We start from the raw sequence: 11,285 nt of genomic DNA, 5'->3' as shown, positions 1-11,285 counted from the left end.
TCGTCGTGCAAAGGCGAGCCTGCTCGCCCGGAGCTTTCGAGGATACGGACATGGCCCAGGACATGACGCAGGTCTTTTTCCACTGCTCGAACACCCGCGGCGTGTTGATGGATCGCCGCGGCACCTCGGTGACGAGCCTCGCGGAGGCCTGCGAGGCGGCGACCTGCATGATGCGATCGCTGGTCGCAACCGCCAGCCTGGAAGATTGGCGTGACTGGGCGGTGCATGTCAGCGACGAGGCCGGCGAGGAGATCGTCATCCTGTCCTTCGCATCCGTTCTCGGCAAACCGCATTGAGAGGAAACCATGCTGTCACTGCAGTCATTGCTACCTCTGCGCCGCGGCCTGAGCGCGATCATGACCGGCTGGCAGAATTTGATCGCGCGAATGCGCGATCCCTACCGGCCCGAGCTGCACTACATGCGCGGGCCGGGCCCCAAATGGCGTGCGAAGCATCCCGTCCACGCCGCGTCAGCCGGCTGAACGCGGAGATCCAATTTAGAACGATCCCAGGAAATCGCGCTGAAGGCAGGGACGCATCCTCGCAGTTCGCGGACGCTCTCGTTGCGTGATCGCAACACGACCGACGATAAGTCCAACACTGGACGGGTTCTAATCGCCGCGCGACCGCGTGCATCTCTCATCGTGTTAGTGACGGCAAGAATGGAGACTGGAATTAGGTAGCGAAGTTGACTGCGACGACCAAATCCCTGCGGCGATGGGGCGCCGTCCACAAATGGACCAGCCTGATCTGCACCTTGTTCATGCTGCTGCTCTGCATCACCGGTCTGCCGCTGATCTTCCACGACGAGATCGATGATCTCCTGCACAGCCAGGTCAAGCCGGCCGAGGCGGCCGCAGGCACGCCGCCGGCCAATCTGGATCATCTGCTCGCCAACGCGCTCGCGCGGGCGCCGGGCAAGGTGCCTCATTTCCTGATCTGGGATCGCGACGAGCCCGGCGCGATGTGGGTCAGCGTCGGCCCGACGATCGACGCCGATCCGACCAACAACCTCCTGATCCGGATGGATACGCATACCGGCGCCTATCTCGATTCCCCCGACGTGACCGGCCGCTTCACCTACATCATGCTGAAGCTGCACACCGACATGTTCGCGGGCTTGCCCGGCAAGTTGTTCCTTGGATTGATGGGGATCCTGTTCTGCGTCGCGATCATTTCCGGCACCGTCGTCTACGCGCCATCGATGCGAAAGCTGCGCTTCGGTGCCTACCGTGCGCAGCGGAGGCGCGTCGTGCGCTGGCTCGACGTCCACAATCTCGCCGGCATCCTGCTGGTCGCCTGGACGCTGGTCGTCGGCTTCACCGGCGTCATCAACACCTGGGCCGACCTCGTGCTCAAGATGTGGCAATTCGGCCAACTCGCCGAAATGACCGCGCAGTACAAGGACCGGCCGGTGCCGTCGAAGCTGACCTCGCTGAACGGGGCCGTTGAGGTCGCCAGGCATGCAGTGCCTGGAATGACGCCGAGCTTCGTCGCGTTCCCGGGGACCCTGTTCAGCAGCAAGAGCCACTACGCGGTGTTCCTGCACGGCGATACGCCGCTGACCTCGCGGCTGCTGAAACCCGCGCTGATCGATGCGGAAACCGGGACACTGACCGACAGCCGCGACATGCCCTGGTATGTGTCGACGCTTTACGTCTCACAGCCGCTGCATTTCGGCGATTACGGCGGCATGCCGCTCAAGATCGTCTGGGCGCTGCTCGACATCCTCACCATCTTCGTCCTGGTCACCGGCGCGTATCTATGGCTGCGCCGGCGCAAGGCGGGTGTCAGCCAGGAACGCGCCATCGCCAACGCCGCCTCCATCGACAACCCCGCGCTCACCTCGTGACATCAGCATGGTCGCACACCGTTCATTGAGCCAGATCTTCGCCGCCCCGCTCGTCATCGCGATCGTGAGCACAGTGGGATTGATCAGCGCGCTGGTCGGAGACGGCTGGTGGGATGCCGTCTCCTGGGTGGCGCTCGGCCTGCCCGTGCTGCTCTATCTGCTGTTCATCTGGCGGCGCCGACCGAATTGATCGGGTTGGCTTGATCGACGCCACGCACGTGCCTCGCGTGCGGCATCGCGCCCGTTGCGAACACCGCAGATCATCTGCCACGGCTGCGTCGGCTCGGCGGCGGCGATCGAGGCCACTCGCAAATTCAGAGTCGCGCGCGTGCCGGTCCGAAAGGCGATGTCAGTCAATCGTTCGCCGAGAAAGCGGCGGCTCCGTCCCCGGCGGCCGAAGATACCTGGCTAGAGCATGATGAGATCGGGTTGAGCAGCGACCGCGGCGCTGCTGCGCTCCCTCGCCCCATTCTTACGGGGAGAGGGTTGGGGTGAGGGCTCTCTCCGCGCATACAGTGATGGCCGCGTTTGCGGAGGCTCCCCCTCACCCGGAACGCATCTGACGATGCGTTCCGACCTCTCCCCGCACGCGGGGCGGGGTGAAACGGAGTCCGTCGTATGGCTAGACCCGCGCTTCCACACGCAGTGTCGTCTCGATCTCGCCGAGGATGCGCGCCAGCCGCTCGGCCCATGCCGTCTCGCCGGCCTGGTCGGAGATCAGGTCCTGGCGGATCTCGATGCCGGAATTCATCAGGCCGCGCTTCTCGCCATGCACGGGGATCGTGTAGTCGGTCTCGTCGCTGACTGCATAGGGCTCGTTGTCGCCGACCACGAGATCGCCCTCGCTGCGCAGATGCTTCAGCAGCAGCGGCGGCAGCGCCTTGTCGCGGTGATAGAGCGTGCCGATGTGCCAGGGACGCGCGATGCCGGCATAGACCGGCGTGAAGCTGTGCAGCGACACCAGCACCGTCGGAATGCCCTGACGCGCACGTTCGTCGATGATCTCGTCGATGCGCTGGTGATAGGGCTCGAAGATCTGCGCGCGGCGCATCTCGGCGGCTTCGCGCGACAGGCCTTCATTGCCGGGAACGGTGGTGGCTTCGCTGATCAGCGGGACAGCGCTTGCGACATGCGGCGGACGATTGCAGTCGATCACGAGCCGCGAGTACCGCTGCGCGATCAGGTGCGCGCCGAGCAGGTCGGAGAGCTGGGTTGCGACGCCGGCGATGCCGATGTCCCAGGCGATGTGCCGGACGAGCTCGCTTTCGGGCAGGCCGAGGTCGCCGAGCGGGGAGGGAATCAGCCTGCCATAATGATCGCAAGTCAGAAGGAACGGCGAGCGGCCGCCAGGATTATGTTCAAGAACCGGTGAAACATCGGTGTTTGTCAGCAGAAAGAACGGGCCACCGGCGTGATTCACGGGCTTTTTCCTCAACTTTGCCTATTCAAGGGGCATGCTGGTTTGGAATCGAGCAGCATTCTCTATAGATTTGGCGGCCCAAATCACGATGATTGTTTGAAGATGCCGCTCCTGACTATCCATCACAAGACCGTTTATCGCTATGCGCGCCCGGTGGCGTTCGGCGAACACCGCATCATGCTGCGCCCCCGCGACGGCCATGATCTGCGCGTGCTCGACAGCGCACTTGCGATCGACCCGCAGCCAATGTCGCTGCGCTGGATCCACGACGTGTTCGGCAACAGCGTCGCGATCGCCACCTTCGACGAGCGCGCCGACACGCTGTCGTTCGTCTCGACCGCGACGGTGGATCACAATCCGGCCGACAGGTTCGCGCTGACGCCGGACGACGCCGCCTACTTCTATCCGTTCCTCTACGATGATGAGGAATTCCCCGACCTGCAGCAGTTCATCACGCCGCAATATGGCGACCCGAACGGCGAACTGTCGGCCTGGGCGCGGCGCTTCCTCGATGTCGAGGCGCCGACCCTGACGTTCAAGATCCTGAGCGACATGACGCATGGCATCCGTGAGGCGTTCAGCTATCGCAAGCGCTTTGAGCATGGCACCCAGCATCCGCTCGATACGCTGCGGACGCAGTCCGGCACCTGCCGCGACTATGCGCTGTTCATGATCGAGGCGCTGCGCCGGCTTGGCATCGCCGCGCGCTTCGTCTCCGGCTATCTCGCGATGCCGACCGACAGCGCGCATGGCTATGTCGGCGGCGGTTCGACCCACGCCTGGGTGCAGGTCTATCTGCCGAGCGCCGGCTGGATCGAGTTCGATCCGACCAACGGCATCGTCGGCACGCGCGATCTGATCCGCGTCGCGGTCGCGCGCGATCCGCGCCAGGCGATCCCGCTGCACGGCGTCTATCTCGGCCCGACCGATGCCTTTCTGGACATGGACATCGACATCAAGGTCGTGTCGGTCGGCGAGAATGCGGCGGAGCGGGAGACGGCTTGACGATGCAGATCAAGGTCGGCTTCGAGATCACCTACACGGCTCCGCAGCCGACCCCGATGGTGATCATGCTGTCGATCCATCCGTCACGCTACGCTGATATCGTCGGCACCGAGAGCATTGCTGCCGAGCCGGATGTCCCGATCGGCCTCTATCGCGACGGCTTCGGCAATGTCTGCGGGCGTCTGGTCGCCCCTGCCGGTGGTGTCACCTTCCGCGGCAGCGCGCTGGTGCGGGATTCCGGGTTGCCCGATGTCGTCAATCCGGCGGCGCAGCAGGTTCCGATCGAGCAGCTGCCTGACGACATGCTGCTCTATCTGATGCCGAGCCGCTATTGCGAGACCGACAAGCTGACCGACATCGCCTGGTCGCTGTTCGGCAACACGCCGCAGGGGTGGGCGCGGGTGCAGGCGATCACCGATTTCGTACACCACCATGTGACGTTCGGCTACGAGCACGCCCATCACATGAAGTCGGCGCATGACGTCTACGAAGGCCGCGCCGGCGTCTGCCGCGACTTCGCGCATCTGGCGCTCACCTTCTGCCGCTGCATGGGCATTCCGGCGCGCTACTGCACCGGTTATCTCGGCGACATCGGGGTCCCGCCGGATCCCGCGCCGATGGATTTTTCCGGCTGGTTCGAGGTCTATCTGTCGGGCCAGTGGTACACCTTCGATGCCCGCCACAACACGCCGCGGATCGGCCGCATCCTGATGGCGACCGGCCGCGACGCTGCCGACGTCGCGCTCACCACGAGCTTCGGCCGCATGACGCTGACGAAGTTTGTCGTGGTGACCGACGAGGTGGCGACGGCTTGATTCTTCCCGGCCATTCCGTCATTCAGGGCTCGCAGCTTTGCAGCGCTTCCCGTCGTCGTCCCTGCTCCCGTGCGCAATTGCGCACTAGGCAGGGACGACAGCGAGTGTGAGGCGCAGCTTGTGAGTTATGCTGCCCCATTCTGCCGGAATGACTAGTGAGCTCATGATCTCCGACCTTCTCTTCGTCTATGGCACGCTGATGCGCGGCTTCGACCATCCGATGGCCAAGCTGCTCGCAGGCAATGCCGAATTCCTCGGGCCGGCGCAGTGCCGCGGCAGGCTCTATCTGGTGAAGCACTATCCGGGCCTGGTCGCGTCAGACGATCCCGCCGACATCGTGCACGGCGAATTGTTTCGCCTCCGCGAGCGCGAGGCCATGCTGCGCGAATTCGACATGTACGAAGCCTGCGGTGAAGGCTTTCCACCGCCGACCGAATATGTCCGCGAAATGCTTGCTGTCACGCTCGCCGACGGCAGCGTGAGCGAGGCGTGGACCTATCTCTACAACTGGTCGGTCACCGAGCTGCCGTGGATCGCGTCAGGAAAGTTTCTCGAGCACTGACTGCTTCAGACTTCCCGTTCGACCCGGATGTCGACCTCGCGCTCGACATAGCTCCATTCCTCGGTCGCGCGCAGCATACCGACCAACTCGTCGAACAGGCTGTCATGCTCCGGGGCGAATTCGAACCAGGTCAGGAAGTCGAAGGGCATGCCGAGGTCGCGGGCGTGAAACAGCTGGCGGGCGATCGCGGGGAGGAATTTCAAGGTGCCGGCGATGTGATGCGACTTGTCCTCGAAGATCTCGCGGCGCTCCGGCTGCGTCAGCTCCCACCACGCCGCGGATTTCCTGATCGGGATCAGCGCCGCATGCGTTGCCTCGCTGCGGCCGAGCCCGGCCTGCACGGCGGCGAGCTTCTCGCGCTCTTCCTTCTCGGTATAGCGCAGATAGCTGGCAACGCCGGCGAGCCGCCAGGAGGTCTGCGCCGGCAACAGCGGCAGTGCGATCGACTCGCTCGCAACGATCGACAACGCCGCGACCTTCGGCAGCGTCTCGCCCTTCACCCGCGTGATGGAGGTGACCTGCCAGCCGCCGCTCTGTCCGCCCCTGAATGTCGTGAACATGGCGCTATCCAATCCCGGAAGCGGGGAGGGGGCAAGCTTGCCGTGCAGGCTCTCCACCGTGGATTCGGGGGTAGCCCGCTCGACGGAGCCGTGACGGACCAGGCCTGTGAATAGCCCGGAAAAGCCCCACATTGTTCGGCATGCCCGGCCGTGCCGCTATATGGCTAACCGGTTGTCCGCGATTCGCCGCCCGAGCCCAGAATCACCCTGATGCGTTTCACGCCCGAATTCCTCGATGAGCTGCGCGCCCGGCTTCCGGTCTCGGAAGTCGTGGGCCGGCGCGTCAAGCTCAAGAAGGCCGGTCGGGAGTGGAAGGGGCTGTCGCCGTTCCAGCAGGAGAAGACGCCGTCGTTCTTCGTCAACGACCAGAAGCAGGCCTGGTTCGACTTCTCGTCCGGGCTGAACGGCAACATCTTCGACTTCCTGATGAAGACCGAGGGCGTGACTTTCCCCGAGGCGGTGGAACGTCTCGCCGCGATGGCGGGCGTCGCGCTGCCGGCCGTGACGCCCGACGCGGCGCGCCACGAGCAGCATCGCCGCACCCTGCACGACGTGATGGAACTGGCGACAAAGTTCTTCGCCGATACGCTGGCCTCGCGGGGCGGCGCCAAGGCGCGCGGCTATCTCGCAGACCGCAGCATCTCGCCGGCGACCCAGCTCCAGTTCCGGATGGGCTATGCGCCGCCGGATCGCTTTGCCCTGAAGGAGCATCTCGGTGCGCAGGGCATCTCCACCGAGGACATGGTGGAGGCGGGGCTGCTGGTGTCCGGCGAGGACAAGCCGGTGCCGTTCGATCGCTTCCGCGACCGCGTCATGTTCCCGATCACGGATGCCCGCGGCCGCGTCATCGCGTTCGGCGGCCGCGCGCTGGAGAAGGACGTTCCGGCCAAGTATCTGAACTCGCCGGAAACCCCGCTGTTTCACAAGGGCGACAATCTCTACAACCTGTTCACCGCGCGCCAGGCCGCGCATGACGGCGCGCAGCTGATCGTCGTCGAGGGCTATGTCGACGTCATCGCGATGGTCACCTCGGGCTTTCCCGGCGCCGTCGCGCCGCTCGGCACCGCGCTGACCGAGAACCAGCTGGCGATGCTCTGGAAGATGGTGGACGAGCCGATCCTCTGCTTCGACGGCGACCGCGCCGGCCAGAAGGCCGCCTATCGCGCCGCTGACCTTGCCTTGCCCCAGCTCAGGCCGGGAAAGAGCCTGCGTATTGCGCTGCTGCCGGAAGGGCAGGACCCCGACGATCTCGCGCGCTCCGGCGGCCGCGGCGCGATCGAGGATGTGATCGGCGCCGCGAGGCCGCTCGCCGAAATGATCTGGTCGCGCGAGATCGAGGGCGGCAATTTCGACACCCCCGAGCGCCGCGCAGCACTGGAGGCACGGATCGGCGAGCTCACCAATGGCATCCGCGACGAGGTGGTGCGCCGTTATTACCGGCAGGATTTGCAGGAGCGGCTGCAACGCAACTTCGCCCCGGAGGGGGGACGCGGTGGTTATGGCCGCGGCGGCTACGGCAACAGGGGCAATTTCGGCGGTGGCCGCGGCGGCGAATCACCCCGCCAGTTTGCCCCCCGCGGCCCGGGTCAGGGCGGCCGGTTCGGCGCCAAGGGCGGCGGCACCCCCGGGTTTTCACGGGGTCCCTATCAGGCCGCGAGCCAGCAACTGGCCAACAGCCCGATCATGCGCGGCCAGCGCAGCGCGATCTCGAGCCGCGAGGCGCTGATCCTGCAATCCCTGATCAATCACCCCTGGCTGCTGCACGACCATCTCGAGGAGGTGGCGGCCCTGGAGCTCGCCCATCCCGAGGCCCACAAGCTGCGGGCTGCGATTATTGCCGCCTTTGCCCACGACCATCACCATTCTCCTGATGTCGAGGAGCAGGCCGAAAAGATGCGGGCCGACCTAGAGGCGGGTGGATTATCTCAGATTCTTCAAAGGGTTGAGCGGGCGATCACAACCCAGGCGGTGTGGGCGGCGCAGATCGGCGCCGCGCGCGAGGATGTTTTATCGACCTGGCGTCAACTCGTTGCCTTGCATCAGAAAACCCACGCCTTACTTAGGGAAAGAAAAGATGCGGAAGCGGCTTTGGCTGAAGACTCCAGCGAGGCCAATCTGGCGTGGTTGCAGGATATCCAGGCCCGGATGGCAGAAGCCGACGGGACCGAAGCCCTGATTGAAGGGTTCGGCGAATTATCGGGCCGGTTCCAGCGTAATGTCTGATAACAAAAATGCTGCGGACGGCGCTGGCCGCACCCGCAAAAAGACTCGCCAAATCCATGGTTTGGCTGCAAAAACAGGGTTAAGCGAAACTTAATAGCCTCGCGGCTATTTCAAGATGGAAACCGTCGAGACGGATCAGAGGGGTGGCGAGATTATGCGCCGCCCTTTGTGCGTCGAGAGAGTAAATCTAGATTTCGTGCGGATGCGCGTGCGTGGCGCCATTTCGCATGACCGCGTTTCGGGAGCTTAGTGAATGGCCACCAAGGCAAAGACGCTGCAGGTTAAGGACAAGGAAAAAGACGACAAGGCAGCGGATGCTCCTGAGAAGGATGCCGCTGACGCGCCGTCGCCGTTGCTCGACCTGTCGGATGCCGCGGTGAAGAAGATGATCAAGCAGGCCAAGAAGCGCGGCTTCGTGACCTTCGATCAGCTCAACGAAGTACTGCCCTCCGACACGACCTCGCCCGAACAGATCGAGGACATCATGTCGATGCTGTCCGACATGGGCATCAACGTCACCGAGGCCGACGATAGCGAAGGCGAGGACGAGAAGGACGACGGCGACGACGAGACCGACAACGAGCTCGTTGAGGTCACGCAGAAGGCCGTCACCGAGGTCAAGAAGTCGGAGCCTGGCGAGCGCACCGACGATCCCGTGCGCATGTATCTGCGCGAGATGGGCACGGTGGAATTGCTCTCCCGCGAGGGCGAAATCGCCATTGCAAAACGCATCGAGGCCGGCCGCGAGGCGATGATCGCGGGCCTCTGCGAGAGCCCGCTGACCTTCCAGGCCATCATCATCTGGCGCGACGAGCTCAACGAAGGAAAGATCTTCCTTCGCGACATCATCGATCTCGAAGCCACCTATGCCGGCCCCGAGTCGAAGGGCGGCATCAATCCGAACCTGATCGGCAACAACGGCGCCGAGGGCGCCGCCGCTGAAGGCAATGGCGGCGATGTGCAGGCCGGCGCGCCGGCCCATGTCGCGCCGCCCGCAGCGCCGCCGGCGCCGACCCCGTTCCGCGCCGCGCCCGCCGGTGGCGAAGCCGGCGTTGAGGAGAAGGATCCGGCCGAAGCCGCCGCCGAAGGCGACATGGACGACGACGAGTTCGAGAACCAGATGTCGCTCGCCGCCATCGAGGCCGAGCTGAAGCCGAAGGTGGTCGAGACCTTCGACAAGATCGCGTCCGAGTACAAGAAGCTGCGCCGCCTGCAGGAGCAGGACATCGCCAACCAGCTGCAGAGCGAGTCGCTGTCGCCCTCGCAGGAGCGCAAGTACAAGAAGCTGAAGGACGAGATCATCGTCGAGGTGAAGTCGCTGCGCCTCAACCAGGCCCGCATCGATTCACTGGTCGAGCAGCTCTACGACATCAACAAGAAGCTGGTCTCGTTCGAGGGCCGCCTGCTGCGCCTCGGCGACAGCCACGGCGTCGCGCGCGAGGACTTCCTGCGCAACTACCAGGGCTCGGAGCTCGATCCGCGCTGGCTCAACCGCGTCTCCAAGCTGTCGGCCAAGGGCTGGAAGAACTTCGTCCATCACGAGAAGGACCGCATCAAGGACCTGCGTCACGAGATCCAGTCGCTGGCGGCGCTCACCGGGCTCGAGATCGGCGAATTCCGCAAGATCGTGCACGGCGTGCAGAAGGGCGAGCGCGAGGCCCGTCAGGCAAAGAAGGAGATGGTGGAAGCCAACCTCCGTCTCGTGATCTCGATCGCCAAGAAGTACACCAACCGCGGCCTGCAATTCCTCGACCTGATCCAGGAAGGCAATATCGGCCTGATGAAGGCGGTCGATAAGTTCGAATATCGCCGCGGCTACAAGTTCTCGACCTACGCCACCTGGTGGATCCGGCAGGCGATCACCCGCTCGATCGCCGACCAAGCCCGCACCATCCGCATCCCCGTGCACATGATCGAGACGATCAATAAGATCGTCCGCACCTCGCGCCAGATGCTGAACGAGATCGGCCGCGAGCCGACCCCGGAAGAGCTCGCCGAGAAGCTCGGCATGCCCTTGGAGAAGGTCCGCAAGGTCCTCAAGATCGCCAAGGAGCCGCTGTCGCTCGAAACCCCTGTTGGTGATGAGGAGGATTCGCATCTCGGCGATTTCATCGAGGACAAGAACGCGATCCTGCCGATCGACGCCGCGATCCAATCGAACCTGCGCGAGACCACGACGCGCGTGCTGGCCTCGCTCACCCCGCGCGAGGAGCGCGTGCTACGCATGCGCTTCGGCATCGGCATGAACACCGACCACACGCTGGAAGAAGTCGGCCAGCAGTTCTCGGTCACCCGCGAGCGCATCCGCCAGATCGAAGCCAAGGCGCTGCGCAAGCTGAAGCACCCGTCGCGGTCGCGGAAGCTGCGGTCGTTCCTCGACAACTAATTCGGGTCGTCATGCCCGGGCTTGGCCCGGGCATCCATCGAGACAAAAGCGGCGGGCAAAGGCCCGCCGTTTTCATTTGTAGAGATCCCGCAAAATTCTCAACGCCAGCGCCCGGGGCACCCCTCTCCCCAACCCTCCCCCTTGCGGGGAGGGTTAGGGCGAGGGGTGCCGCTTGCTCCGCTGCTGATGGGGTGCGAAAACTTCGCGCGCGCCGCTACTTCTTCTTGGCGCCGACGCGCTCGATGGTCTTGATCTCGAGCGGCGGGCGGCCGCCCTTTTCGGCGATCTCGCGGTCCTGCTCACGCAGGAAGGCGCGCGCCGGCTCGTCGCCGTCCAGCCCGCCCAGCAGCTCCGAGGGCACGCGGCGGTTCGAGCGCTGCGAGCCGTCTTCATAGAAGACGTTGAAGAAGGCAAATTCGCCTTTGGGATTGGTCCCGGGTTTTTTCGGCATGGGCGGCTTGT

General features: G+C 64.4%; 12 protein-coding genes. 9 read left to right on the top strand and 3 right to left on the bottom strand.

Features of this window, described 5'->3' with window-relative positions:
• The first annotated feature begins 62 nt into the window (after positions 1-62).
• The 4 genes from AC066Y_RS29775 to AC066Y_RS29760 all read left to right on the top strand — a co-directional run bounded on the left by AC066Y_RS29775 (position 63) and on the right by AC066Y_RS29760 (position 2,042).
• Entirely contained in the window at positions 63-296 is a 234-nt protein-coding gene (locus AC066Y_RS29775; protein ID WP_478277000.1) for a DUF6894 family protein, read from the top strand.
• 9 nt (positions 297-305) lie between these two features.
• A complete protein-coding gene (locus tag AC066Y_RS29770; protein ID WP_478276973.1) occupies positions 306-482 on the top strand; it encodes a hypothetical protein in 177 nt (58 codons plus the stop codon).
• A gap of 281 nt (positions 483-763) precedes the next feature.
• Positions 764-1,852, top strand: a complete 1,089-nt coding sequence (locus tag AC066Y_RS29765; RefSeq protein WP_478276999.1) for a PepSY-associated TM helix domain-containing protein — start codon at positions 764-766, stop codon at positions 1,850-1,852.
• Positions 1,853-1,859: 7 nt separating this feature from the next.
• Positions 1,860-2,042, top strand: coding sequence for a hypothetical protein (locus tag AC066Y_RS29760; RefSeq protein WP_176529339.1), 183 nt, complete (start codon positions 1,860-1,862; stop codon positions 2,040-2,042).
• Positions 2,043-2,474: 432 nt separating this feature from the next.
• Here the strand turns inward: AC066Y_RS29760 and AC066Y_RS29755 are convergent, their stop codons facing one another.
• Positions 2,475-3,272 carry an N-formylglutamate amidohydrolase gene (locus AC066Y_RS29755; RefSeq protein ID WP_478276972.1) on the bottom strand — a complete coding sequence of 266 codons (798 nt, stop codon included), beginning with the start codon at positions 3,270-3,272 and terminating at the stop codon, positions 2,475-2,477.
• Between the two features lie 102 nt (positions 3,273-3,374).
• On the opposite strand from AC066Y_RS29755, the gene AC066Y_RS29750 reads away from it, so the two are divergent.
• The 3 genes from AC066Y_RS29750 (at position 3,375) to AC066Y_RS29740 (ending at position 5,654) form a co-directional block, all read left to right on the top strand.
• Positions 3,375-4,277: a transglutaminase family protein gene (locus AC066Y_RS29750; RefSeq protein WP_478276971.1), complete on the top strand. Its 903-nt coding sequence runs from the start codon at positions 3,375-3,377 to the stop codon at positions 4,275-4,277.
• Between the two features lie 2 nt (positions 4,278-4,279).
• On the top strand, positions 4,280-5,092 hold the full coding sequence (locus AC066Y_RS29745) for a transglutaminase-like domain-containing protein (RefSeq protein ID WP_478276998.1): 813 nt from the start codon (positions 4,280-4,282) through the stop codon (positions 5,090-5,092).
• Between the two features lie 163 nt (positions 5,093-5,255).
• Entirely contained in the window at positions 5,256-5,654 is a 399-nt protein-coding gene (locus tag AC066Y_RS29740; RefSeq protein WP_478276970.1) for a gamma-glutamylcyclotransferase family protein, read from the top strand.
• A 5-nt stretch (positions 5,655-5,659) separates the two neighbouring features.
• On the opposite strand, the gene AC066Y_RS29735 is transcribed toward AC066Y_RS29740, so the two are convergent.
• A complete protein-coding gene (locus tag AC066Y_RS29735; RefSeq protein WP_478276969.1) occupies positions 5,660-6,214 on the bottom strand; it encodes a chlorite dismutase family protein in 555 nt (184 codons plus the stop codon).
• Positions 6,215-6,424: 210 nt separating this feature from the next.
• On the opposite strand from AC066Y_RS29735, the gene dnaG reads away from it, so the two are divergent.
• Together dnaG and rpoD are read left to right on the top strand one after the other, a co-directional pair.
• On the top strand, positions 6,425-8,437 hold the full coding sequence (gene dnaG, locus AC066Y_RS29730) for a DNA primase (protein ID WP_478276968.1): 2,013 nt from the start codon (positions 6,425-6,427) through the stop codon (positions 8,435-8,437).
• Between the two features lie 253 nt (positions 8,438-8,690).
• Positions 8,691-10,823 carry an RNA polymerase sigma factor RpoD gene (rpoD, locus tag AC066Y_RS29725; RefSeq protein ID WP_456758792.1) on the top strand — a complete coding sequence of 711 codons (2,133 nt, stop codon included), beginning with the start codon at positions 8,691-8,693 and terminating at the stop codon, positions 10,821-10,823.
• 214 nt (positions 10,824-11,037) lie between these two features.
• On the opposite strand, the gene AC066Y_RS29720 is transcribed toward rpoD, so the two are convergent.
• Positions 11,038-11,274, bottom strand: a complete 237-nt coding sequence (locus AC066Y_RS29720; RefSeq protein WP_092124162.1) for a hypothetical protein — start codon at positions 11,272-11,274, stop codon at positions 11,038-11,040.
• Positions 11,275-11,285 lie beyond the last annotated feature (11 nt).

The sequence above is a fragment of the Bradyrhizobium sp. USDA3010 genome (assembly GCF_056429065.1).
The sequence above is the reverse complement of the archived record's forward strand: the minus strand, read 5'-3'. Positions and strand labels throughout refer to the sequence as shown.